Annotated in this window: 20 protein-coding genes; 14 read left to right on the top strand and 6 right to left on the bottom strand. The window is 66.7% G+C overall.

Going from position 1 to position 23,028, the window contains the following annotated elements; all coding sequences use genetic code 11:
* Positions 1 to 45: 45 nt before the first annotated feature.
* Both xerD and SR870_RS17690 read right to left on the bottom strand, forming a co-directional pair.
* Positions 46 to 1,083 (bottom strand): site-specific tyrosine recombinase XerD, encoded by a 1,038-nt coding sequence (xerD, locus tag SR870_RS17695; protein WP_322514845.1) that lies wholly within the window; start codon positions 1,081 to 1,083, stop codon positions 46 to 48.
* A 16-nt stretch (positions 1,084 to 1,099) separates the two neighbouring features.
* Positions 1,100 to 1,246, bottom strand: a complete 147-nt coding sequence (locus tag SR870_RS17690) for a histidine kinase (protein ID WP_322514844.1) — start codon at positions 1,244 to 1,246, stop codon at positions 1,100 to 1,102.
* A gap of 178 nt (positions 1,247 to 1,424) precedes the next feature.
* Here SR870_RS17690 and SR870_RS17685 point away from each other — a divergent pair, with 178 nt between their 5' ends.
* The 3 genes from SR870_RS17685 to SR870_RS17675 are packed head-to-tail and all read left to right on the top strand — an operon-like array spanning position 1,425 to position 4,524.
* A complete protein-coding gene (locus SR870_RS17685; protein WP_322514843.1) occupies positions 1,425 to 2,039 on the top strand; it encodes a shikimate kinase in 615 nt (204 codons plus the stop codon).
* Positions 2,036 to 3,184: a 3-dehydroquinate synthase gene (gene aroB / locus SR870_RS17680; protein WP_322514842.1), complete on the top strand. Its 1,149-nt coding sequence runs from the start codon at positions 2,036 to 2,038 to the stop codon at positions 3,182 to 3,184. The genes SR870_RS17685 and aroB overlap by 4 nt, the downstream gene beginning before the upstream one ends.
* A 14-nt stretch (positions 3,185 to 3,198) precedes the next feature.
* Complete coding sequence (locus tag SR870_RS17675) at positions 3,199 to 4,524, top strand: HlyC/CorC family transporter (protein WP_322518295.1); 1,326 nt, start codon at positions 3,199 to 3,201, stop codon at positions 4,522 to 4,524.
* 20 nt (positions 4,525 to 4,544) lie between these two features.
* On the opposite strand, the gene SR870_RS17670 is transcribed toward SR870_RS17675, so the two are convergent.
* The gene (locus SR870_RS17670) at positions 4,545 to 4,814 is read right to left on the bottom strand and encodes a BolA family protein (protein ID WP_322518294.1); all 270 of its coding nucleotides are present in this window, start codon (positions 4,812 to 4,814) and stop codon (positions 4,545 to 4,547) included.
* A 104-nt stretch (positions 4,815 to 4,918) separates the two neighbouring features.
* Here SR870_RS17670 and SR870_RS17665 point away from each other — a divergent pair, with 104 nt between their 5' ends.
* The gene (locus SR870_RS17665; RefSeq protein WP_322514841.1) at positions 4,919 to 5,566 is read left to right on the top strand and encodes a J domain-containing protein; all 648 of its coding nucleotides are present in this window, start codon (positions 4,919 to 4,921) and stop codon (positions 5,564 to 5,566) included.
* Positions 5,567 to 5,765: 199 nt separating this feature from the next.
* Here SR870_RS17665 and SR870_RS17660 read toward each other — a convergent pair whose 3' ends face one another.
* A complete protein-coding gene (locus tag SR870_RS17660; protein ID WP_322514840.1) occupies positions 5,766 to 6,392 on the bottom strand; it encodes a DedA family protein in 627 nt (208 codons plus the stop codon).
* A gap of 288 nt (positions 6,393 to 6,680) precedes the next feature.
* On the opposite strand from SR870_RS17660, the gene cobS reads away from it, so the two are divergent.
* The 5 genes from cobS to SR870_RS17635 all read left to right on the top strand — a co-directional run bounded on the left by cobS (position 6,681) and on the right by SR870_RS17635 (position 11,966).
* Positions 6,681 to 7,676, top strand: a complete 996-nt coding sequence (cobS, locus tag SR870_RS17655; RefSeq protein WP_322514839.1) for a cobaltochelatase subunit CobS — start codon at positions 6,681 to 6,683, stop codon at positions 7,674 to 7,676.
* A gap of 109 nt (positions 7,677 to 7,785) precedes the next feature.
* Positions 7,786 to 8,307, top strand: coding sequence for a DUF29 domain-containing protein (locus tag SR870_RS17650; protein ID WP_322514838.1), 522 nt, complete (start codon positions 7,786 to 7,788; stop codon positions 8,305 to 8,307).
* The gene (locus SR870_RS17645) at positions 8,304 to 8,807 is read left to right on the top strand and encodes a DUF29 domain-containing protein (protein ID WP_322514837.1); all 504 of its coding nucleotides are present in this window, start codon (positions 8,304 to 8,306) and stop codon (positions 8,805 to 8,807) included. Before SR870_RS17650 ends, SR870_RS17645 begins: the two co-directional genes overlap by 4 nt.
* The gene (gene cobT, locus SR870_RS17640; RefSeq protein WP_322514836.1) at positions 8,804 to 10,699 is read left to right on the top strand and encodes a cobaltochelatase subunit CobT; all 1,896 of its coding nucleotides are present in this window, start codon (positions 8,804 to 8,806) and stop codon (positions 10,697 to 10,699) included. Before SR870_RS17645 ends, cobT begins: the two co-directional genes overlap by 4 nt.
* Positions 10,700 to 10,715: 16 nt before the next feature.
* The gene (locus tag SR870_RS17635; RefSeq protein WP_416221091.1) at positions 10,716 to 11,966 is read left to right on the top strand and encodes an esterase-like activity of phytase family protein; all 1,251 of its coding nucleotides are present in this window, start codon (positions 10,716 to 10,718) and stop codon (positions 11,964 to 11,966) included.
* A 16-nt stretch (positions 11,967 to 11,982) separates the two neighbouring features.
* On the opposite strand, the gene SR870_RS17630 is transcribed toward SR870_RS17635, so the two are convergent.
* Together SR870_RS17630 and rpmB are read right to left on the bottom strand one after the other, a co-directional pair.
* Complete coding sequence (locus SR870_RS17630) at positions 11,983 to 15,213, bottom strand: PAS domain S-box protein (protein ID WP_322514835.1); 3,231 nt, start codon at positions 15,211 to 15,213, stop codon at positions 11,983 to 11,985.
* Between the two features lie 331 nt (positions 15,214 to 15,544).
* A complete protein-coding gene (rpmB, locus tag SR870_RS17625) occupies positions 15,545 to 15,850 on the bottom strand; it encodes a 50S ribosomal protein L28 (RefSeq protein WP_322514834.1) in 306 nt (101 codons plus the stop codon).
* 346 nt (positions 15,851 to 16,196) lie between these two features.
* Between rpmB and SR870_RS17620 the strand changes: the two genes are divergently transcribed.
* The 5 genes from SR870_RS17620 to SR870_RS17595 all read left to right on the top strand — a co-directional run bounded on the left by SR870_RS17620 (position 16,197) and on the right by SR870_RS17595 (position 23,011).
* The gene (locus tag SR870_RS17620; RefSeq protein WP_322514833.1) at positions 16,197 to 17,084 is read left to right on the top strand and encodes a DUF3108 domain-containing protein; all 888 of its coding nucleotides are present in this window, start codon (positions 16,197 to 16,199) and stop codon (positions 17,082 to 17,084) included.
* Between the two features lie 310 nt (positions 17,085 to 17,394).
* Positions 17,395 to 20,856 (top strand): helicase-related protein, encoded by a 3,462-nt coding sequence (locus SR870_RS17615; protein WP_322514832.1) that lies wholly within the window; start codon positions 17,395 to 17,397, stop codon positions 20,854 to 20,856.
* Between the two features lie 41 nt (positions 20,857 to 20,897).
* Complete coding sequence (locus tag SR870_RS17610) at positions 20,898 to 21,167, top strand: RNA-binding S4 domain-containing protein (RefSeq protein ID WP_322514831.1); 270 nt, start codon at positions 20,898 to 20,900, stop codon at positions 21,165 to 21,167.
* Positions 21,168 to 21,241: 74 nt separating this feature from the next.
* Entirely contained in the window at positions 21,242 to 21,580 is a 339-nt protein-coding gene (gene fdxA / locus SR870_RS17605) for a ferredoxin FdxA (RefSeq protein WP_322514830.1), read from the top strand.
* Positions 21,581 to 21,841: 261 nt separating this feature from the next.
* On the top strand, positions 21,842 to 23,011 hold the full coding sequence (locus SR870_RS17595; protein WP_416221172.1) for a CarD family transcriptional regulator: 1,170 nt from the start codon (positions 21,842 to 21,844) through the stop codon (positions 23,009 to 23,011).
* Positions 23,012 to 23,028: the final 17 nt, after the last annotated feature.

The following is a 23,028-nucleotide window of genomic DNA, read 5'->3' as shown; positions in this document are numbered from 1 at the left end:
CAGGCGCCGCCGGTTGCAAGCCTGCTGCGGTATGGCGCGCCGGCCTCAGCCCTCCGCCAGCGGATGCAGGTCGCGCACCAGGCTTTTCAGCCGGTCCTCGACCACATGGGTGTAGATCTGCGTGGTCGAGATGTCGCTGTGGCCGAGCAGCGTCTGCACGATCCGCAGATCGGCGCCGTTGTGCAGCAGATGGCTGGCGAAGGCGTGGCGCAGCACGTGCGGGCTGACCAGCCGCGGCGGCAGCCCGGCGCGCATGGCGAGTTCCTTGAGGTCGCGGCCGAAATGCTGCCGGGTCAGATGGCCGCTCTCGCCGAACGACGGAAACAGCCATTTCGAAACGGCGGCGGCCTTCTTGTTGCCCGCCGCAGCCTTCTCCGCGGCTGCGGCGGTCGCGAGATAACGCGTCATCGCCTGCTTGGCGCTGGAATTGAGCGGCACCAGCCGCTCCTTGTCGCCCTTGCCGCGGACCACGATCATCCGGGCATCGCCCCGCGCCGCCGTCCGCGGCAGCGACACCAGCTCGGAGACCCGCAGCCCGGTCGCGTACAGCACTTCCAGCAGGCAATACAGCCGTGCGGCGCGAAGTCCCGCCGGGCCCTCCGCGGCGTCGGCCTCCTGCCGCGCGCAGGACAGCAGGCGGTCGACATCGGCGATCGACAGCACTTTCGGCAGGCCGCGGCCACGCTTCGGCCCGGCCAGGATCGCCGCCGGATCGTCGACCCGGATGCGCTCGCTCAGCAGGAATCGAAACAGATGCCGCAGCGCCGACAGCCGCCGGGCCACGCTCGACGAGGCGAAGCCGCGGGTATCCAGATCGGCCAGATAGCCGCGCAGCGCCTCGGTGTCGGCGGAAGCGATGCTCTTGCGGCGGCGGCCGAGATAATGGGAGAGGTCGGCGAGGTCGCGGCGATAGGCGTCGATGGTATTGGCGGAAGCGCCCTGTTCGGCGGCGATCATGTCGAGAAACAGCTCGCTCAGCCCGGCATCCGAATAGGAGGCGGGCCGCAGCGGCGTGGTGTCCCGTTCGGCCTCGGAGGCCGGGACGCTGGCGGAAGGACTGAATCTCGCTCGCGGTTTTCGCATGCGACCAGCCTACCGGCTATTTCTTGAGAAATTTGTCCTGCGGCACCACCACGGTGATTTCCCGCGGTTTCGGGCTGGTGAAGTTGGCGAGTGCGAAGATGGCCCCGTAGATCAGGCCGCCGATCACCGCGACGACCGACAAAAAGCGGAACAAGGTAGGCATTCGCTGATCTCGGCGGCGGTGGAACGGCGATTGCCGGCGCAATTGCTGGATGACGGCCGACGATGACCATGTTCGCCCGCGCGTGGCAAGAGACTCTGGCAACCGCAGCAACCGCAGTAGTATAGCTGGCCGTTCCGAGCCCAGAGATCCGGCGCCCAAGCCCACGGGTGATACGACTATGTCTGAAACCGCACCGACGGCCGCCGCCGCCAGGTCCCAGGAAGCCGAGATCGTCGCGGCGCTGGGCCAGCGCCCGGTCGTGCTCATCGGCATGATGGGCGCCGGCAAGTCGACCGTCGGCCGCCGGCTGGCGCTGCGGCTCGGGCTGCCGTTTCTCGACGCCGACACCGAGATCGAGCACGCCGCCGCGATGACGATTCCGGAGATCTTCGAAACCCATGGCGAGCCGCATTTCCGCGACGGCGAGGCCCGGGTGATCGCGCGGCTGCTCGACGGCGGGCCCAAGGTGCTGGCGACCGGCGGCGGCGCGTTCATGCGCGAGGAGACCCGCGAGCGGATCCGCGACAAGGCGATCTCGATGTGGCTCGAAGCCGAGGCCGACGTCATCCTGCGCCGGGTCAAGCGCCGCGCCGACCGGCCGCTGCTGCAGACGCCCGATCCGGCCGGAACCATCGCCCGGCTGATCGACGAGCGCTATCCGGTGTATCGTGGCGCCGATCTGACGATCGCGTCGCGCGATGTGCCGCACGAGAAAATCGTCGACGAATGCGTTGCCGCGCTGCACGACTATCTCTGCAGCGCCCCCGCCCCAACCCTGAGCGAGACACCATGACTGCGCCGCTGAATCATTCCGCTCCGATCAATGTCGAGGTCGCGCTCGGCGACCGCGCCTATGACATCGTGATCGGCCGCAACGTGCTCGGCACGCTCGGCGAGCGGATCGCGAAGCTGCGGCCCGGCGCGCGCACCGCGATCGTCACCGATCGCACCGTGGCGCAGCACTGGCTGGCGAAGACCGAAGCGGTGCTGGATGCGGCCGGCGTCGCCCATCAACGCATCGTCGTCGGCGAGGGCGAAAGCTCCAAGACCTATGCGGGGCTGGCGGAGGTCAGCGAGGCGCTGATCGCCGCGAAGATCGAGCGCAACGATTTGGTGATCGCGCTCGGCGGCGGCGTGGTCGGCGATCTCGCCGGCTTCGCGGCCTCGATCCTGCGCCGCGGCGTCGATTTCGTGCAGGTGCCGACCTCGCTGCTGGCGCAGGTCGATTCCTCGGTCGGCGGCAAGACCGGCATCAACTCGCCGCAGGGCAAGAACCTGCTCGGCGCGTTTCATCAACCCGTTCTGGTGATCGCCGACACCGCGGTGCTCGACACGCTGTCGCCGCGGCAGTTCCGCGCCGGCTATGCCGAAGTGGCGAAATACGGCGCGCTCGGCGACGAGGCGTTCTTCGCCTGGCTCGAGGCCAACCACGCCGAGATCGTCGGCGGCGGCCCGGCGCGCGAGCACGCCATCGCCACCTCGTGCCGGGCCAAGGCGGCGATCGTGGCGCGCGACGAGCGCGAAAACGGCGAGCGCGCGCTGCTCAATCTCGGCCACACCTTCGGCCATGCGCTTGAGGCCGCGACCGGCTTCTCCGACCGGCTGTTCCACGGCGAGGGCGTGGCGATCGGCATGGTGCTGGCGGCGCGGTTCTCCGCCGAACGCGGCATGATGCCCGAGGCCGACGCCATCCGGCTGCAGCGTCATCTCGCCGATGTCGGCCTGCCGACCCGGCTGCAGGACATCGCCGGCTTCGCGCAGGAGGGACTGGCCGATGCCGATGCGCTGCTGGCGCTGATGGCGCAGGACAAGAAGGTGAAGCGCGGCCGGCTCACCTTCATCCTGATGGAAGGGATCGGCCACGCCGTGATCGCCAACGATGTCGAGCCGGCGCCGGTTCGCGATTTCCTCGCCCGGCAGCTCGCGCGCGCATCGTGAGCGAGCGCGACATGATGGACTGGTTCGCGTTCGGCGTGGTGATCGCCTGCCTGTTCGGCTCGGCGTTCTTCTCCGCCAGCGAGACCGCGCTGACCGCGGCCTCCCGCGCCAACATGATGCGGATGGCGAAGCAGGGCAATCGCAACGCCGGCATCGTCGGCCGGCTGCTGGCGACGCGCGAGCGGATGATCGGCGCGCTGCTGCTCGGCAACAACATCTTCAACATCGGCGCCTCGGCGCTGGCGACCGGCCTGTTCACGGCGTGGTTCGGCGAGTTCGGCGTGCTCTACGCCACCGCGGTGATGACGGCGCTGGTGGTGATCTTCGCCGAGGTGCTGCCGAAAACCGTCGCCATCAACGCGCCGGACCGCTTCGCGCTGTCGGTCGCCAAGCCGATGCGGCTGATGGTGCTGTTGCTCGGCCCGCTGCTGACGGTGATCGAGGCGCTGGTCCGCGTGCTGATCCGGCTGCTCGGGATCAAGGCCGGCGCGCATCCTTCGCTGCTGTCGGCGACCGAGCGGCTGCGCGGCGCGGTCGAACTGATCCATCACGAAGGCGGCGTCGCCAAGCACGATCGCGACATGTTCGGCGGCCTGCTCGATCTCAGCGAGCTGCAGGTCTCCGACGTCATGGTCCATCGCACCGAGATGGTGATGGTGAACGCCGACCTGCCGCCGGAGGAACTGGTGCGCGAGGTGCTGGCCACCGAGTACACGCGAATCCCGCTGTGGCGCGAGAAGCCGGAGAACATCATCGGCGTGCTGCACGCCAAGGATCTGCTGCGGGCGATGCGCGCCGCCGATGGCGACGCCAGCAAGATCGTGGTCGACAAGATCGCGCTGCCGCCGTGGTTCGTGCCGGAGATGCGGCTGGTGTCGGAACAGCTCAAGGCGTTCCGCTCGCGCAAGACTCACTTCGCGCTGGTGGTCGACGAATACGGCGAAGTCGAAGGCATGGTGACGCTCGAGGACATCCTCGAGGAGATCGTCGGCGACATCTCCGACGAGCACGACGTCGTGGTCGCCGGCGTCCGCACCCAGCCGGACGGCTCTGTGGTGGTCGACGGCTCGGTGCCGATCCGCGATCTCAACCGTGCGATGGACTGGAATCTGCCGGACGAGGAAGCCACCACGATCGCCGGCCTGGTGATCCACGAGGCGCGCTCGATCCCGGAGCGCGGCCAGAGTTTCACCTTCCACGGCTTCCGCTTCCGCGTGCTGCGCCGCGAGCGCAATCGCATCACCGCGCTCCGCATCGTCCCGGTCCTGCGCGAGACGGAAGCCGAACTCGCCGACAAGAAGAAGGGCAAGATCGCGCGCATCAGCGGTCCCGCGGCTTGAGCCCCGGCGCGTGGCGCCGCTTACGCTTCGCCCGGCGCCTTGGCCTTGAGCGCCAGCGCGTGGACGCCGCCAGCGAGTTCCGCCGCCAGCAGCTCGTTGACCATGCGGTGGCGGTCGATCCGGCTCTTGCCGGCGAATGCGCCCGACACGATATTCACCCGAAAATGCGACTCGCTGCGGCCGGAATGGCCGGCGTGCCCCTCATGAAGGTTGGATTCGTCGATCACCTCGAGGCTTTCCGGGGTGAAAGCTTCGCGCAACTTCTGTGTGAGACTGTCCTTGACGCCCATGGCCCGACCGATCACTCGTGCTTCGTCCGCTCTCACCATCAACCTGGGGCTTGCTGATAATGTCAAGACTTGAAGCTCGGGCCGAGGCGTAGTCAAAGTCACCCATGGCAATCGACTCGTCCAAATTCTTCGACAAGATCCGCGTCAAGCCGACCAAGGCCGCGGCGGCGAAGGAGGCTGCGCGCGAACAGGTGATCATGTGCGACGCGCCGGGCTGCGCCAATCGCGGCGCGCATCGGGCCCCGAAGGGCCGCGGGCTGGAGAAGGATTACTGGCACTTCTGCCTCAATCACGTCCGCGAATACAATCAGGGCTACAATTTCTTCGAGGGCATGAATGCCGACGCGGTGGCGCGCTATCAGAAGGACGCGCTGACCGGGCATCGCCCGACCTGGAAGATGGGCCAGAACGGCGCCAAGAGCCGCACCAGGAACCCCGAGGATCTCGAGGGCGCCGCCGATCCCTTCAATGTGATCAACGAGTTCAACGGCCGCAGCCGCTGGCGGCGCGGGCCCGATCCGTCCGCCGAGCAGACCAAGTCGGAACCGCGCAAGGTGTTCAACGCCGAGCGCAAGGCGCTGCAGGTGATGGGGCTCGACAGCGACGCGACGCTCGAGGTCGTCAAGGCGAAGTACAAGGCGCTGGTCAAGCAGCATCATCCCGACGCCAATGGCGGCGACCGCTCGACCGAGGATCGCCTGATCGAGATCATCAAGGCGTATAATTACTTGAAGACGGTGGTGCGGACCTGAGCACCGACTCTGCCGCCCTATAACGCCCGCAACAACATTCCCCGACCCTCATCCTGAGAAGCCATGCTTGCCCGCAGAGCGGAGCCGGGCGTCTCGAAGGATGAGATGCGTGGCACATGGTTCGAGACGCGCCGCTGCGCGGCGCTCCTCACCATGAGGTTGTGCCTGGCGCTGGCCTCGAGAGGCTATGCCGCGCGCCTTACGTCGGGTTCACGCCGCTCCGCCGTCGCCGCCACAGCAGCCAGCCTGCGAAAATGACCACGCCGGCCACGCCCGCGACCACCGGCAGCCAGTGGTGCCATCGGCCGTGCGCCTGTTCCAGCGCGGTCGCGGCGATCACGCCGGGCAGCACATGCGCCGGGGCCCACAGCAGGATCGCCGGGATGTTGATCGCGAAGAACCGCGCCGGCTGCATCTGCAGCGCGCCGGCCGTGATCGGGACGAAGGCGCGGATCGGCGGCACGAACCGGGCGAACAGCACCGCCCAGCCGCCGTATCCGACGAAGAACGCCTCGGCCCGCGCCACCAGTTCGGGATAGCGCGCCATCGGCCACGCCGACAGGATCCGCCGTTGCTGGCGGTGCCCGATCCAGTAGGCGGCGCCGTCGCCCAGCGCGGCCCCGGCCGCCGCCGCCGCGAGCACGCCGATCAGATCGAGTTGCCCGCCGGGAATCAGCGCGCTCAGCGCCAGGATGATGGTCGAGCCCGGCACTACGGTTCCCAGCACCGGCACCGCTTCGAGCAGCGCGGCCGTGAACAGCGTCAGATAGGCCAGTTCGCGATGGGCGGAGGCGAAGGCGATCAGGGTATCGAGAAAGGCGTTCACGCAGGGCCTCGCAGGCGCGGGAGGGTGTCGGTGGCGGCAGTCTACGCCAATGCGGCTCAGGAAGAGTTGCGCGGCGCGCGCCGGCGAAGCCGACCCGAACGGCCTGCGGTTTCGCAAGGCAGCCTTCCAAAAACCGGGTTCGGTGCCTATCTCAATGAAACATCGACGGAACTTTGATCATACGGCGGGCTTCTGCCGATCGCGGCGGTCTGCTAGGTTTAAATCCGCACTCAACCGCATCCACCACATAGATCGGGTTTCGGGCGCGTCCGGGACCACGGAGGATTGATGACCGCCGCCACGACCAAAGCCCAGGAGATCACCGGCCTGCCCGACATGAAGGTGTCGGTCCGCCAGGTCTTCGGCATCGACAGCGACCTCGAAGTGCCCGCATTTTCCGAGGCCGATCCGCATGTGCCCGACGTCGACAGCGACTACCGCTTCGACCGCGCCACCACACTCGCAATTCTGGCCGGCTTCGCCCGGAACCGCCGCGTGATGGTGACGGGCTTCCACGGCACCGGCAAATCGACCCATATCGAGCAGGTCGCGGCCCGGCTGAACTGGCCCTGCGTCCGCGTCAATCTCGACAGCCACATCAGCCGGATCGATCTGGTCGGCAAGGACTCGATCGTGGTCCGCGACGGCAAGCAGGTCACCGAATTCCGCGACGGCATCCTGCCCTGGGCGTTGCAGCACAACGTGGCATTGGTGTTCGACGAATACGACGCCGGCCGCCCCGACGTGATGTTCGTCATCCAGCGCGTGCTGGAAGTCTCCGGCCGGCTGACGCTGCTCGACCAGAACAAGGTGATCAAGCCGCATCCGGCGTTCCGGCTGTTCGCGACCGCCAACACCATCGGGCTCGGCGACACTTCGGGCCTGTATCACGGCACGCAGCAGATCAATCAGGGCCAGATGGACCGCTGGTCGATCGTCACCACGCTGAACTACCTGCCGCACGACGAGGAAGTCGAGATCGTGCTCGCCAAGGCCAAGCACTATCGCAACCCCGAGGGGCGCGACATCGTCAACAAGATGGTCCGGCTCGCCGACCTCACCCGCAACGCCTTCGCCAATGGCGATCTGTCGACCGTGATGAGCCCGCGCACGGTGATCACCTGGTCGGAGAACGCCGAGATCTTCGGCGACATCGGCTTCGCGTTCCGCGTCACCTTCCTCAACAAATGCGACGAGCTGGAGCGCCCGCTGGTGGCGGAGTTCTACCAGCGTTGCTTCAACGCCGAGCTGCCGGAAAGCTCGGTGAATGTGGCGATGAGCTGATGACTTCTTCTCTCCCCGCCCGGCGGGGAGAGGTCAGCGAGCGGAGCGGGCCGGGTGAGGCGTCTTCTTCACCCACTCCCCCGCCAGCGGCGGGGAAGAGAAGGTAGCGATGAAGGCCAACCCGAAATCCCGTTCCGAAGGCGACGCGACCACGACTGCGTCCGAGCCTGCACGCTATGAAAAGGATCTCTACGGCTGGGTCGAGGATCAAGTCGTGCTGTTGAGGGCGAACGAGGTCGGCTCGATCGATGCCTCGCATATCACGCGGGAGTTGGCCGAGTTGGGACGCAGCGAATTCGAGAAGCTGGTCAGCGCCATTCGAATCGTTCTCGTTCACCTCTTGAAATGGGATCATCAGCCCCAACGCCGCTCGCGAAGCTGGGCGACGACGATCCGGGAGCACCGCGATCGGATCGACTACGTGCTACGTGACAACCCTAGCCTGAAGCCTCGTATTCCGCAGGCGACAAAGGATGCCTACCGCTTCGCAAGGCGCGGAGCAGCGCGCGAGACGTTGATGGACGAAGAGGCCTTTGCGGCCGCGTGTCCCTACAGCTGGGAGGACATCACGATGCGGCCTGTGTTGTGGGACGACGAGGCCTCTCGTCGAGAGCGCGAACGCGGCGAATGAAGACAAGCGAGAAAGCAGAATCCGATCTTGCGGCAGCGTCCCGTTCCTACGAGGCGGACTATTACGGCTGGATCGAGGATCAAGTTGCGCTTTTGAAAGCCGGACGGCTGTCGGAGATCGACGCCGAGAACATCGCCGAAGAGATCCGCAGCGTCGCCCGGCGGCAATACGACAAGCTGGAAAATGCGATGCGCGCACTGATCTACAATCTGCTGAAATGGGATCTTCAGCCGGACCGACGATCCCCCAGCATGGTGTTGTCGATCGATGCGCATCGCGATCAGGTCACGGCGATTCTCGACCGCAATCCAAGTCTTGCGAACAACGTTCCCGAAGCGCTCGTCGATGCTTATCTATATGCGACCTACGACGTGATGCGCGACACTGATCTTCCCGAATCGACGTTCGCGCCTGAATGTCCTTACGACTGGTATCTGATCAGAAACCGGCCGGTCGAGTTCGATGCCGTCAATTCACCGTCCTCCAGCGAACGCCCATGACCACATCCAACACCAAATTCCGCACCGGATCCAAGGAAGCGCCGACCGAGCCGTTCAAGCGGGCGGTGACGTCGTGTCTGCGGGCGATCGCCAAGGCGCCGGAGCTGGAGGTCAGCTTCGCCGCCGAGCGCCCCGGGCTGTCGCCCGGCAAGGCGCGGCTGCCGGAGCCGGCGCGCAAGATGAGCAAGCGCGACGCCGCGATCGTGCGCGGCCATGCGGATTCGATTGCGCTCAAGCTCGCCTGCCACGATCCGAAAGTGCATCGCAAGCTGATGCCCGGCAATCCGCAAGCGCGCGGCGTGTTCGAGGCCGTTGAGCAGGCGCGCGTCGAGGCGCTCGGCGCGCGGCGGATGGCGGGGGTCGCCAAGAACCTCACCGCGATGCTCGACGATCATTTCCATCGCGGCAAGTTCGACGAGATCACCGACCGCGCCGACGCGCCGCTGTCGGACGCGCTGGCGATGCTGGTGCGCGAGCGGCTGACCGGGCTGGCGCCGCCGGCGGCGGCGAAGAAGCTGGTCGATCTGTGGCGCCCGGTGCTGGAAGACAAGATCGGGCCGCGGCTCGACGAGCTCGAGCGCTTCGCCGAGAATCAGGCGAAGTTCGGCGACGCCATCCACGATCTGCTCGACGCGCTCGAACTCGGCGACGATCGCGATGCCGATTCGGACGAGGAAGAGAACCAGGACGACAAGCAGGAAGGCGAGAACGATCAGTCCGGCGCCGAGGGCACGCCGGAGAGCGAAGCCGCCCAGGAGATGAGCGCCGATCAGGCGGAGGCCACCAGCGACGACGTCAGCGACAGCGCGATGGAAAGCGCGCAGGCCTCGGCCTCCGATGCGTTCGACGATTCCGAAACCGGCGAGGACGACACGCCGGGCGAGGCGACACGGCCGAACAATCGCGGCGCCAACGAGCCGCGCGGGCCGGAATATCACGCCTTCGCGCCGAAATTCGACGAGGTCGTCGCCGCCGAGGACCTTTGCGACCACGACGAGCTGGAGCGGCTGCGCAGCTATCTCGACAAGCAGCTGGCGCATCTGCAGGGCATCGTCGCGCGGCTCGCCAACCGGCTGCAGCGCCGCCTGATGGCGCAGCAGAACCGCGCCTGGGATTTCGACCTCGAGGAAGGCATCCTCGATCCGGCCCGGCTGTCGCGCGTGGTTACCGACCCGTTCCATCCCTTGTCGTTCATGAGCGAGAAGGAAGCCACGTTCCGCGACACCGTGGTGACGCTGCTGCTCGACAATTCCGGCTCGATGCGCGGCCGCCCGATCACCGTGGCGGCGACCTGCGCGGATATTCTGGCGCGCACGCTGGAGCGCTGCGGCGTCAAGGTCGAGATTCTCGGCTTCACCACGCGGGCCTGGAAGGGCGGGCAGTCGCGCGAGGCGTGGCTCGCCGCCGGCAAGCCGGCGTCGCCGGGCCGGCTCAACGATCTGCGCCACATCATCTACAAATCCGCCGACGCGCCGTGGCGTCGGGCCCGCAAGAATCTCGGGCTGATGATGCGCGAGGGGCTGCTGAAGGAGAACATCGATGGCGAGGCGCTGGACTGGGCGCACAAGCGGCTGCTCGGCCGCTCCGAACAGCGCAAGATCCTGATGATGATTTCGGACGGCGCGCCGGTCGACGACTCCACGCTGTCGGTCAATCCCGGCAACTATCTGGAACGGCATCTGCGCCACATCATCGAGGAAATCGAGACCCGCTCCCCGGTCGAACTGATCGCGATCGGCATCGGCCACGACGTGACGCGCTATTATCGCCGCGCGGTGACGATCGTCGACGCCGAAGAGCTCGGCGGCGCGATCACCGAGAAGCTCGCCGAACTGTTCAGCGAAACCGCGGACGCGCCCGCACCGGGACGCCGTCGCCGGCTGCATTCGTGACCGCGCGCGAAGCGTGATGACACGGCTGAACGCTCCATCTGCCGAGTTGGTGGAGCACGGCGCTCCCCCTGGGGATCGCGCGCTCCCTCCCCCCTTGCGGGGGAGGGTCGGGGTGGGGGGTGCCCCAAGCGAGACGCTATCCTTGTCGGCCCCTACCCCCGACCCCGGATCAAGTCCGGGGCAGGCTCCCTCCCCGCAAGGGGGAGGGGAGACGACGCGCCGCAGCTTTATCGCAGGCAGTCTCGCACTCGGCGGTTTGGCGTCTGTGCAGGTCTTCTCCGCGCATCCCGCTTTGGCGCAGTCGACCAAGGCCGAGCTCGATGCCTTTTCCATCCCCGCCCCCGAACGCATCGCGGTGCGGGCGCGGCCGATCGATTCGTTCGACCTGCGCGACCGCGCCCATCGACGGTTCGGCGCGCTGCAGTTTCGCAGCGGACTGATGCTGACCTCGCCGTTTCGCGGTTTCGGCGGCCTGTCGGCGCTGCGGCTGGATCCGAAGGGCGAGCGCTTCGTGGCGATCAGCGATCGCGGCCTCTGGTTCACGGGGCGCATCGCGTACAACGGTGCGGAGATGACCGGCGTCGCCGACGTCGAGGCTGCGCCGCTGCTCGGGTCCGACGGCCAGCCGCTGACGAAGCGCAAATGGTACGACAGCGAAGCGCTCGCTTTCGACGGCGGCACCGCTTTTGTCGGCTACGAGCGCGTCAATCAGATCCTGAAATTCGATTTCGGCCGCGACGGCGTCCGCGCTTTGGGCCAGCCGATCGCGGTGCCGCCGGGCTTGCGCAAACTGCCGAACAACAAGGGAATCGAGTCGCTTGTGGCGGTGCCGAAGGGCCTGCCGCTCGCCGGCACGCTGATCGCGATCTCCGAGCGCGGCCTCGATGCCGATCGTAACATCGTCGGCTTCCTGATCGGGGGCAGGGCGCCGGGACAATTCGCGGTCCGCCGCAGCGATGATTTCGACGTCAGCGACGCGGCGCTGCTGCCGTCCGGCCAATTGCTGATCCTCGAGCGCAAATTCTCCTGGATTCAGGGCGGGCACATCCGGATTCGGAGAATCGAGCTGTCGGCGCTGACGCCGGGCGCGATCGTCGACGGCCCGGTGCTGTTCAACGCCGATCTCGGCCACGAGATCGACAACATGGAGGGCATCGACGTCCATCTCGACGCCGCCGGCGACACCGTGCTGACGATGGTGTCGGACGACAATTTCTCGATGCTGCAGCGGACGCTGCTGCTGCAGTTCGTCCTCGTGGACGATTGAGGATTCGCCGCCCCGGTCAGTTCGTCGCCCGAACCGCGTCACCGGAGGCCGTGCCGGTTTCCGCGGCCGCCTTGCCGCCGGAGTCGGATTCGCCGGTCGAACTCAGCGCGAGGCGGATCATGCGCGCGAGATCGGTCCGCCGATACGGCTTCGACAGCAGCAGGATGTCGGAATCGATCCGGTCGTTGTGGATCAGCGCGTTCTCCGAATAGCCGGAGGTGAACAGCACTTTCAGCCCGGGCCGCCGCCGGGCCATCTCCGCCGCCAACTGCACGCCGTTGTAGGGGCCCGGCATCACCACGTCGGTGAACAGCAGGTCGAATCGCGTGCCGCTGTCGCCGATCGACAGCGCCGCCGTGGCGTTGCCGACCGACAGGGTGGTGTAGCCGAGACTCTTGAGCTGGGCGTTGACATAGCTGCGCACCATGGCGTCGTCCTCGACGACCAGGATGGTTTCGGTGCCGCCGATCGCGCCCTGCTCCGCGATCGCCGGCGCCTCGCGTTCGACGTCGGCGGTGGCGCGCGGCAGATACAGCCGGAACGTGGTGCCGAGGCCTTCCTCGCTGTACAGCGTGATGTGGCCGCCGGATTGTTTGATGAAGCCGTACACCATGCTCAGCCCGAGCCCGGTGCCTTTTCCGACGTCCTTGGTGGTGAAGAACGGATCGAACACCTTGCTGCGGATCGCCTCGGGAATGCCGCAGCCCGAATCGGTGATGGCGATCATCACGTAGGAGCCGATCTCGACATTGCCCAGCCGCTTGGCGAACTCCTGGTCGACGACGATGTTGCAGGTCTCCAGCGTCAGCTTGCCGCCGTTCGTCATCGCATCCCGGGCGTTGACCGCGAGATTGACCAGCGCGGATTCGAGTTGGCCGCGATCGACGTAGATCGGCCAGACGTTGCTCGCGAGCGCGGTCTCCACTTCGATCTGTTCGCCGAGCGTCGGCCGAAGCAGGCTCTGCAGCCCGGCGACCAGCGCGTTGACGTCGGTGTCGTCCGGCCGCAGCGGTTGCTTGCGGGCGAAGGCGAGCAGGAGCCGCGTCAGCTCCGCGCCGCGATCGGCCGCCTCGCTGATCAGCTTGGCGATGTTGGCCAGATGCGGCTGGTCGGCGACGCCGTCGCTGATGATGTCGATGGTGCCGGTGATCACCGTCAGCATGTTGTTGAAGTCGTGCGCGATGCCGCCGGTGAGTTGCCCGATCGACTCCATCTTCTGCGACTGGCGGAGCTGCTCCTCGAAGGCGATCTTCGAGGTCAGGTCGCGCAGGAATGCGTTGATGACGAAGCTGCCGTCGCGATACAAAGCGGTCATCGCGACCTCGATCGGGATCGGCGTGCCGTCCTTGCGGATCGCTTCGATCTCGACGCGGAAGCCGGAGCTGTCGCGGCCGAGCGTCGACGCGAACCGCCGGAACTCCTCGGTCCGCTGGTCGAACTGGTCGGGCGGAATGATCAGTTCGAAGACGTTGCTGCCGATCGCCTCGGTGCGCGGCCAGCCGAACATCTCCTCGGCGTGCGGGCTCCACTCGGTGATCGTCGCGAGCGCGTCGATCTGCACGAAGGCGTCGAGCGCGGTGTCGACGATCGCCCGCGCCATCTGCTCGCTGCGGCGCAGCGCCTCCTCGGCCTTCTTGGTCTGGGTGATGTCGTGATACACCATCACCGCGCCCTGGATGTCGCCGGTCTCGCTGCGCAAGGGCCGGCCGTTCGCGATCAGGTAGGATCGGCGGCTCGATTTGCTCGGCTGCACGACGAACTCGAAATCGACGATGGTCTCGCCGCGATAGGCCCGCAACAGCGGGGACTGGTCCGGCGGCAGCGGCTTGCCGTCGGGAAAGTAGCGTTCGAACGTGCGGGTCGTATTGAGCAGCCCGACGCCGGACAGCGTCCCGAACATCTGACGCGCGGCGGGGTTGGTGAGCATCACCATGCCGCGCGCGTCCGCGACCAGCACCGGGTCGACCATGTTGTCGATGGTGTTCTGCAGGACCCCGGCGAGGCGGCTGCGTTCTTCCGCCTCCTCCGCAAAGGCGATCGCCTTGCGCTCGGCTTCGTTGGTCATCTGCTCGAAGGCTTCGGCCAGCAGCTTGATTTCCTGACCCCCGCCGGGCGCGAGTTCGAACTTCTCGCCGCGCGCGAAAGCCTGAACCGAGCGGGTGATCCGGACCAGCGGTCGGGTCAGCGACTTCGCCAGTGGAAACGCCATCAGCATCGCCGCCAGCACGGCGACCGCGCCGCCTGCCAGCGTCGAATTGCGGACCGCCGTTTGCACCGAGGTCAGAGATTGATGCGGCCGCATCTCGATCACGCCGATCTTCGGACCGTCGGCGAGACGTACCCAGCCCCAGCCGGCACCGAAACGCTGCCCGGTGCGATCCTCGACCACGCGCGGGGTCGTATCCTGGCCGTCGAGCAATGCCGCGAACGCCGGGAAATCGTCCTGCACGCGGCTGGGCTTGCCGAGATCGAATCCGAATTCGCGCGATCGGTCGGGATGCAGCAGATAATCGCCGGCGTCGTTGACGATGTAGATCAGGTTGCCGTTGGTGACGCTGTTCCGGACCCGCTCGAACAGCGCGGTCAGATTGGTGTTGATCACCAGCACGCCGAGCCGCGTGCCGTCGGCCGCGTCGATCGGCGCCATCGTGCGCACGGTAGGAACGTAGGGGATTTCCAGCCCCGTCGCCGTCTTGTTCAGTTCGATTCGGGAGATCGCTAACTCGCGCGGCGGCAGCGCCATGCCTTCCTTGAAATAGTCGCGGTCGCCGCGGCGTGTCAGCTGCGACGCCGGCGTCGCGCGGATCGTGCCGTTCGGGCCCAGGCGGTCGACCCGCACCAGCTCGCGGCCGCCGTCATCGGTCCCGAGGATGCGCAGGATGTCGCAATTCGGCTTTCCGACCAGTTCTGCCGCGAAGCGATCCTCGATTCGTCGGCGCCAGTCCGGTGGCGCCTCGCCGGAGCCGTCGCTGGTGCGGCCGCGATTGGCGAGCAAGTCGCGGAGGGCGGCGGAGGCCTGCGCACTGACCGCGTCCGCGCGCGTGCCGCGCAGATACGCATCCATCAGCAGCGCATGGAGCTGCGAGCGCGTCTGCAACTGCAGCAATGCGCGCGGCATGACCATTTCGACGATGCTGCGGTAGTTCAGGAAGCCGAGTACCGCCGTGGTCACCAGGACCAGCGCCACCATCGCCAGCGTCAGGCGGGTCGAGAGCTTCATCGCGACCTCTGCGATGCGGGGGGTCATCGCCGCCGCCGTCAAACCAGATCGGGCGCGGCCTCGGGGACATGATGTACGGTATATACGGTCCGACAGGTTGGCTGGTCGACAGCTTGACAGCTTGTGCGTGTGTCCGGCCGATACGTCACCTCGGTAAACTACGAGATTCGTCTAAGGATGGACCCACGGACAATCCAGGGCGAAACCGGACCCGAGAGGAGGCATCGAGCGTCCGTCGGCAGCGTGCGGCCGGCCGCCGGCTCCGGCCACCGGCGCGACGACATCCACGCATGCGAAAACAGCCGGGTCTTTCGAACCCGGCCGTCCGGACATTTCGGAATGCTAAAACAGCGGCCGATCAGCTCGCGGCTGCAGCCGGCTCGCCCTGTTTCTTCTTGGCGATCGCGCGCTTCAGCTCGGCCGCTTTCGGCGACAGCTCGGCGATGCTGGCCTTGAGCAGGTAGGCATCGAGGCCGCCGCGATGATCGACGCTCTTCAGCGCGTTGGTCGACACCCGCAGCCGCACCGGGCGGCCGAGCGCGTCGGACAGGAAGGTGACGTTGACCAGATTGGGCAGAAAGCGCCGCTTGGTCTTGATATTCGAGTGGCTGACCTTGTGGCCGGTCTGGACACCCTTGGCGGTCAGTTCGCAGCGCCGGGACATGGCGGAAATCCTCTGTCATCCCCGCCAGCCCACGGGCAGGCGCGGGGGGTCTATCGACGTCCATTTCAGGAACCGCGGACGTATAGGCGGACGCGCGTCCAGCGTCAAGCTGGCGCCGCCTCTGCGGTCGATTTTGGCGCGCGAATGGAACTCTCGAGCCCGGCGCCGAGCCTTGATTTGCCATGTCCCGGCAACGATCTACAACCATATAAACGACTCATTCGGTTCCGAAACGGTTGGTTCGGATCGGTTCGCGGTTTTCGACAGGATCGGTTGCGAGCTCGGTTTCAAGATCGGTTGGTTTCAAGATCGGTTGAATGGCGCGCCCGCAGGCAGGACCCCCTTGGTGAACATTCCCGTCAGCTTCGCAACTCGTCGGACCGCCATCGCTCCCCTGCTGCGGCCCCGGCTGCCGGCAAGTCTGCTGGCGGGCCTTTTGGCGATCGGGCTGGCGGAGTCGAGCCCCGCCGCGGCCCAGGGCAAACTCGACGCCCGGTACGAGGCCACGCTCGCCGGCATCGAGGTCGGCAAGGGCGCCTGGGTCATCGAGATCACCGACGACGGTTACGCCGCCGCCGCCAACGGCGCGACGTCGGGCGTGCTGCAGGCGTTTTCGCGCGGCAGCGGCAGCGGAGAGGCGCAGGGGCGCATCGTCAACGGCCAGTTCGCGCCGATGAATTACAAGGCGACCACGACCAGCGCCAAGAAGATCGAGACCATCCGGATCACGCTGGCGAACGGCAACGTCAAGGACTCCTCGATCGAGCCGGAGCAGCCGCCGGATGCCGACCGCATCCCGGTCACCGACGCGCATCGCCGCGGCGTGGTCGATCCGATGACCGGATCGTTTCTCCGCGTGCCCGGCACCGGCGATCTGATGGCTCCCGATTCGTGCCGGATCTCGACGCCGATCTTCGACGGCCGGATGCGCTACGATCTGCGGCTGGAGTACAAGCGCACCGAAATGGTGAAGGCCGAAAAAGGCTATCAGGGCGCCGTGCTGGTTTGTGGAATCTACTTCACCCCGGTGTCCGGCTACATCCCGGATCGCGCTGCGATCAAATACCTGACCGAGCAGCGCAACATGGAAGTCTGGCTGGCGCCGATCGCGGGGACGCGGGTGCTGGTGCCGTTCCGCCTGAAGATTCCGACCCCGCTCGGCAATGCGGTGCTGCAGGCGACCCAGTTCGTCACCACGGCGACTCCGCCCAAATCCGCCTCGCGGACGCAATAGTGCCTCCGGCGGCTGTGGCGCGGTCGAGCGACTCCCGAGTCGAATCCTGTTGACTCACTGCGGAATCACGGAACGCATGGCAGCGGGGATCATGACCGTCGATCGGTATGTTGATCTTCCGGATTGCCCCTGATCTTGTGGCGGAGGTCCAGCCTAACGCGAGATGTTGCGACCGAACGTTGTGGGACTCGGCGAGTCTGCCGATTCGGCCGCGTTTCGTTCCGGACTCGTTCCACACCTTAACCAGCGTGCGCCGCGGCGTCGCAACGTGACACACATCTGACCGCGGCGACGCAGAAATCCAGTCGATATGCCTCACTCGTTCTCCGCGCCGTTTACCAATGCGCCGTTTACCAATGATCGCGCACCCGGCGCTGGCGTCACCGCGGTGCTCGGCCCGACCAACACCGGCAAGACCCATCTGGCGATCGAACGGATGGTGGCGCATCCGTCCGGGCTGATCGGTCTGCCGCTGCGGCTGCTGGCGCGGGAGGTCTATAACAAGATCGTCGATCGGGTCGGGCCGGACGCGGTGGCGCTGGTGACCGGCGAGGAGAAGATCAAGCCGCCGAAGGCGCGGTTCTGGGTGTCGACCGTCGAGGCGATGCCGCGCGATCTCGACGTCTCGTTTCTCGCGGTGGACGAGGTCCAGATCGCCGCCGATCTGGAGCGCGGCCACGTCTTCACCGACCGCCTGCTGCGCCGGCGCGGCCGCGACGAGACGCTGCTGCTCGGCGCCGCGACGATGCGGCCGATCATCGAGCGGCTGCTGCCGGGCGCCAGCATCGTCACCCGGCCGCGGCTGTCGCAGCTCGAATTCGCCGGCGACCGCAAGCTGACGCGGCAGCCGCGCCGCACCGCGATCGTGGCGTTCTCGGCCGACGAGGTCTACGCCATCGCCGAGCTGATCAAGCGTCAGCACGGCGGCGCCGCGGTGGTGCTGGGTTCGCTGTCGCCACGCACCCGCAACGCCCAGGTCGCGATGTTTCAATCCGGCGACGTCGATTATCTGGTCGCCACCGACGCGATCGGCATGGGGCTCAATCTCGACGTCGATCACGTCGCCTTTGCGTCGGACCGCAAGTTCGACGGCTATCAGTTTCGCCGGCTCAATCCGTCGGAATTCGCCCAGATCGCCGGCCGCGCCGGCCGTGCCACCCGCGACGGCACCTTCGGCACCACCGGGCGCTGCGCGCCGTTCGAGCCCGAACTGGTCAATGCCTTGCAGAACCACACCTTTGATACGGTGAAGACGCTGCAATGGCGGAATTCCACGCTGGATTTCGCCTCGGTCGCCGCGCTGCAGGTGTCGCTGGCCGAGACGCCGCGGCACGAAGCGCTGACCCGCGCGCCGGTGGCCGAGGACGTCCGGGTGCTCGACCACGCCGCCCGCGACGCCGAGGTGCGCGAGATGGCGCATGGCGCAGCCGCCGTGGAGCGGCTATGGGACGTCTGTCAGGTTCCGGACTATCGCAAGATCGCTCCGGCGGCCCATGCCGAACTGGTGACGACGCTGTATCGGTTCTTGATGCAGAAAGGCCGGATTCCGGATAGCTGGTTCGCCGCGCAGGTCGAGCAGGCCGACCGGACCGACGGCGGCATCGACACCTTGTCGGCACGGATCGCGCAGATCCGGACATGGACTTTCGTCGCCAACCGTGCCGACTGGCTGGCCGATCCTGAACACTGGCAAGGCATTTCGCGCGACATCGAAAATAAATTGTCTGATGCGTTGCACGAACGCCTCACGGAGCGTTTCGTAGATCGTCGGACCAGTGTATTGATGCGCCGCCTGCGGGAAAACACGATGCTGAATACGGAAATTGGGAAGACCGGCGAGGTGATCGTCGAAGGGCATGTGATCGGTCGTCTCGACGGCTTCACATTCGCGCCCGACGCCGCCGAAGCGGGATCCGACGCGAAGGCCTTGCAGGCGACCGCGCAGAAGGCTCTGGCCGGCGAGATCGAACAGCGCGCCGAGAAGCTCTCCAGCGCGCCCGACGAGCAATTCGTGCTGACCTCGGACGGCACGGTGCGCTGGACCGGCGACGCGGTGGCGCGGCTGGTCGGCGCCGACGACGTGCTGCGGCCGCGGCTGCGCATCATCGCCGACGATCGTCTGGCCGGCGCGCCGCGCGAAGCAGTGCAGACCCGGCTCGACCTCTGGCTCAAGACCCACATCGAGAAGATCCTCGGGCCGCTGTTCGAACTGGGCAAGGCCGAGGACATCACCGGCATCGGCCGCGGCATCGCCTTCCAGCTCATCGAATCGCTCGGCGTGATCGAGCGCGCCAAGATCGCCGCCGAGATGAAGGATCTCGACCAGCCGTCGCGCGCCACCTTGCGCAAATACGGCGTGCGGTTCGGCGCCTATCACATCTACGTCCCGTCGCTGCTGAAGCCGGCGGCGCGCGCGCTCGCCTCGCTGCTGTGGGCGCAGAAGCTCGACAATGTCGACATGTCGGCGCTGTCCGGCGCGCAGCATCTCGCCAGCAGCGGGCGCACGTCCTTCCCGGTCGACAAGGCGCTCGATCGCGACGCCTATCGTGTGCTGGGTTACCGGCTGTGCGGCGAACGCGCGGTGCGGGTCGATATCCTCGAACGGCTCGCCGATCTGATCCGCCCGGCGCTGGCCTGGCGCGAAGGCACCTCGGGCGAAAAGCCCGCGGGTGCGTTCGACGGCCGCAGCTTCGTGGTGACGCAGGCGATGACATCGCTCACCGGCTCGGCCGGCGAAGATTTCGCCTCGATCCTGCGCGCGCTCGGCTACCGGATGGAGAAGCGGCCGGCCCCGCCGCCGCAGCCCAAAGCCGCAGAGACGGTCACGGAGACGGCGCCGGAGGCTGCGGCTGCCGCCGATGGGGCCGGCGACACCGGGCTGTCGGCCGAAGACCACGCCATTCTGGCCGGCGCGATTGCGTTCGAACCGGCGGCGACGGCCGAGGCAGGTGACGTCGCCGAGGTCGCGGATCAGACCTCCGATCAGGACGCGGCCGTCAGCGAGCCGGCATCGGAGCCGGTCGCCGAGTCGGCCGAGTCGCCGGTGGCCGAGCAGTCCCCGGTGGCCGAGCCATCCGAGCCCGTTGCTGAATCGGCAGCCGAGTCTGCTGCGGCCGATACGCCGCAAGAACCCGTCGCGCCCCAGGAATCGGCTGAAGGATCGGCGGAGCAATCGGCTGAACCAACGGCTGACGCAGCGCCGCGAGAAGCAGCCGAATCGGACGCCCCCGCGACCGAATCCGCCGCGGCTGACGAGGCTCCCGCCGGGAGCGCTGCCGTCGCTGCCGAAACGGCCGCGCCCGCCGAGCCCGAGATGGTCGAAGTCTGGCGCCCGGGTGGGCGTTCGGACGAGCATCGGGCCCGTCCCGATCGTAATCGCCAGCGCCATCGTCCGCAGCAGGGCGGCCAGGCTGCCGCTCCGGCGGAAGGCGAGGCCGGTGAGGCGAAGCGCGATCGTCCCGGCGGTGGCCGGCGTGGCGACCGCAAGGGCGGTGGCGATTTCCGTCGCGATCGTCGCGAGGGCGAGGGTGCGCCGGCTCAGGCCGCCGGCGAAGGCCGTCCGCCGCGTGAGCGTTTCAAGGGGCGTGGCGACAAGCAGGACAAGTTCAAGGGCGGGCCGAAGGGCGGCCGCGACAATCAGGGCGGCGGTTCGCATCGGCAGGTGCATTCCAGCGCGCCGCCGCGCGAACGCGATCGGCCGATCGATCCGAACTCACCGTTCGCCAAGCTCGCGGCGCTGAAGGAGCAACTCTCCGCCGCCCGCAAGGAGTAAGCGTGGCTGCGCGGCCCGCGCGGCGGATTCCATGGTGATGTGTGGAGCGCCAGCGACTCGATAAATGGCTCTGGCATGCGCGGATCGTGCGTGCCCGCAGCACCGCGGCGGCCTTGGTCGAAGGCGGCCATGTCCGCGTCAACGGCGTGCGGGAGAAGTCGCCCGGACATGGAATCAAGGCCGGCGACGTCGTCACGATTGCGCTGGATCGTGGCGTGCGGGTTCTGAAGGTGATTGGGTTTGCGGAACGTCGCGGCGATGCCGCCTCGGTTACTGGACTTTATGCCGATCTCGAGGTGCCCCGGGAATAGGCATCTTCACTTGCGGCTGTAGAACTCCTGCGGTACGCAAACACTCAAAATTAGAACCGTTCCGGAGCCTTCGGATGACTTATGTCGTCACTGAAAACTGCATCAAGTGCAAATACACCGATTGCGTTGAGGTTTGCCCCGTCGATTGCTTCTACGAGGGCGACAACATGCTGGTCATCCATCCGGACGAATGCATCGATTGCGGCGTGTGCGAACCCGAATGCCCGGCCGATGCGATCAAGCCGGACACCGAGCCGGGGCTCGAGAAGTGGCTCGAACTGAATTCGGAATACGCCAAGACCTGGCCCAATCTGACCCAGAAGAAAGAATCGCCCGACGACGCCAAGCAGTTCGACGGCATGGAAGGGAAGTTCGACAAGTTCTTCTCGGCGGAGCCGGGCACCGGCGACTGAGGTCGAGCGCGGGTCGTAAAATGATACCGGGGCGCAGTTTTCCACACCCGGCTTAACCCTGTTGATGATGAGTCGACCCGGCATCCGCGAGGATCCGGCCGGATTCGTCATAAATCATTGATTTTTGCGGGAAATGTGCTATATTTGGCACATTCTACACACTCGGCATGCCGTTTTGCGGCCGGGAAGGGATCCCGTCAAAAACAACGAACAGGGGCGTGGCAGTTCCACGCGCAGGCTGTGTCACAGAAAACGCGTAAAATGAGTGTCTCGTCCAAGGGTGCCAAGCGTGGCGCTGCGGCCGGCCGCAGCGCGACCAACCGATCCAGTACGTCTGCCAAAGACACCCGGACCGTCAAGTCCCCTGCTTCGAAGGCCGTTGCTGCCAAGTCCGTTGCTGCCAAGTCCGTCGCCGCCAAGGCCGTTGCCGCCAAGTCCACTGCGTCGAAAGCCACCGCTACCAAGGCCCCTGCTTCGAAGGCCTCTGCTTCAAAGGCCTCTGCTTCAAAGGCCTCTGCTTCAAAGGCCTCTGTCTCCAGGGCTACCCCTGCAAAGGCGAGCGCCGGCAAGGCGACTGCGAAGACGACCACCGCAAAGGGTTCCGCCGCGAAGGCTTCGGCCTCCAAGACGGCAGCTCTCAAGTCCTCGAAAAACAAAAGAAGTGCAATGCCAACCAAGACTGCGAAAACTGCTGCCGCGGCGCCCGCTCCCAAGGCGGCTGCCGCCAAGTCGACCGTCAAGCCCGCCGCCAAGGCCCCGGTAGCGCCGCCGAAGGCTGCCGCGAAGCCCGAGGTCAAGCCGGCTGCGCCTGCGAAGGTGGAGGAGCCGAAGAAGGTCGTGACCCAGCGTCAGGGCTTCAAGGCCAGCGAGTTCGTGGTCTATCCGGCCCATGGCGTCGGCCAGATTCTGGCGATCGAGGAGCAGGAGATTGCGGGCGCCAAGCTCGAACTGTTCGTCATCAACTTCATCAAGGACAAGATGACGTTACGGGTGCCCACCGCCAAGGTCGCCAATGTCGGGATGCGCAAGCTGTCCGACCCGGCGCTGGTGAAGAAGGCGCTGGAAACGCTGAAGGGCCGCGCCCGCGTCAAGCGGACGATGTGGTCGCGCCGCGCCCAGGAATACGAAGCGAAGATCAACTCCGGCGACATCGTCGCGATCGCCGAAGTGGTCCGCGACCTGTTCCGTTCCGACTCGCAGCCCGAGCAGTCCTACAGCGAACGCCAGCTCTATGAAGCGGCGCTCGACCGGCTGTCGCGCGAAATCGCGGTGGTCCAGCAGGTCACCGAGACCGAAGCCGTCAAGGAAGTCGAAGGCCAGCTCGCCAAGAGCCCGCGCCGCGGCGCCAAGGCCGAGGCGGACGCCGATGGCGATGGCGATGGCGATGCCGACGCTGACACCGACGACGCGGTCACCGACGAAGCCGCCTGAGCCGCAACGTCTCCCGC

Origin of the sequence: Rhodopseudomonas palustris, from assembly GCF_034479375.1 — a bacterium.
Taxonomy (GTDB): domain Bacteria; phylum Pseudomonadota; class Alphaproteobacteria; order Rhizobiales; family Xanthobacteraceae; genus Rhodopseudomonas; species Rhodopseudomonas palustris_M.
Note: the sequence above shows the minus strand (reverse complement) of the source record. Positions and strands in the feature narration are given on the sequence as shown.

What these genes read in the sequence shown, in the direction of transcription:
- xerD (WP_322514845.1), bottom strand. Translation starts at nt 1,083, where the DNA reads ATGCGAAAACCGCGAGCGAGATTCAGTCCTTCCGCCAGCGTCCCGGCC.
- SR870_RS17690 (WP_322514844.1), bottom strand. Translation starts at nt 1,246, where the DNA reads ATGCCTACCTTGTTCCGCTTTTTGTCGGTCGTCGCGGTGATCGGCGGC.
- SR870_RS17685 (WP_322514843.1), top strand. Translation starts at nt 1,425, where the DNA reads ATGTCTGAAACCGCACCGACGGCCGCCGCCGCCAGGTCCCAGGAAGCC.
- aroB (WP_322514842.1), top strand. Translation starts at nt 2,036, where the DNA reads ATGACTGCGCCGCTGAATCATTCCGCTCCGATCAATGTCGAGGTCGCG.
- SR870_RS17675 (WP_322518295.1), top strand. Translation starts at nt 3,199, where the DNA reads ATGGACTGGTTCGCGTTCGGCGTGGTGATCGCCTGCCTGTTCGGCTCG.
- SR870_RS17670 (WP_322518294.1), bottom strand. Translation starts at nt 4,814, where the DNA reads ATGGGCGTCAAGGACAGTCTCACACAGAAGTTGCGCGAAGCTTTCACC.
- SR870_RS17665 (WP_322514841.1), top strand. Translation starts at nt 4,919, where the DNA reads ATGGCAATCGACTCGTCCAAATTCTTCGACAAGATCCGCGTCAAGCCG.
- cobS (WP_322514839.1), top strand. Translation starts at nt 6,681, where the DNA reads ATGACCGCCGCCACGACCAAAGCCCAGGAGATCACCGGCCTGCCCGAC.
- SR870_RS17650 (WP_322514838.1), top strand. Translation starts at nt 7,786, where the DNA reads ATGAAGGCCAACCCGAAATCCCGTTCCGAAGGCGACGCGACCACGACT.
- SR870_RS17645 (WP_322514837.1), top strand. Translation starts at nt 8,304, where the DNA reads ATGAAGACAAGCGAGAAAGCAGAATCCGATCTTGCGGCAGCGTCCCGT.
- cobT (WP_322514836.1), top strand. Translation starts at nt 8,804, where the DNA reads ATGACCACATCCAACACCAAATTCCGCACCGGATCCAAGGAAGCGCCG.
- SR870_RS17635 (WP_416221091.1), top strand. Translation starts at nt 10,716, where the DNA reads ATGACACGGCTGAACGCTCCATCTGCCGAGTTGGTGGAGCACGGCGCT.
- SR870_RS17630 (WP_322514835.1), bottom strand. Translation starts at nt 15,213, where the DNA reads ATGACCCCCCGCATCGCAGAGGTCGCGATGAAGCTCTCGACCCGCCTG.
- rpmB (WP_322514834.1), bottom strand. Translation starts at nt 15,850, where the DNA reads ATGTCCCGGCGCTGCGAACTGACCGCCAAGGGTGTCCAGACCGGCCAC.
- SR870_RS17615 (WP_322514832.1), top strand. Translation starts at nt 17,395, where the DNA reads ATGCCTCACTCGTTCTCCGCGCCGTTTACCAATGCGCCGTTTACCAAT.
- fdxA (WP_322514830.1), top strand. Translation starts at nt 21,242, where the DNA reads ATGACTTATGTCGTCACTGAAAACTGCATCAAGTGCAAATACACCGAT.
- SR870_RS17595 (WP_416221172.1), top strand. Translation starts at nt 21,842, where the DNA reads ATGAGTGTCTCGTCCAAGGGTGCCAAGCGTGGCGCTGCGGCCGGCCGC.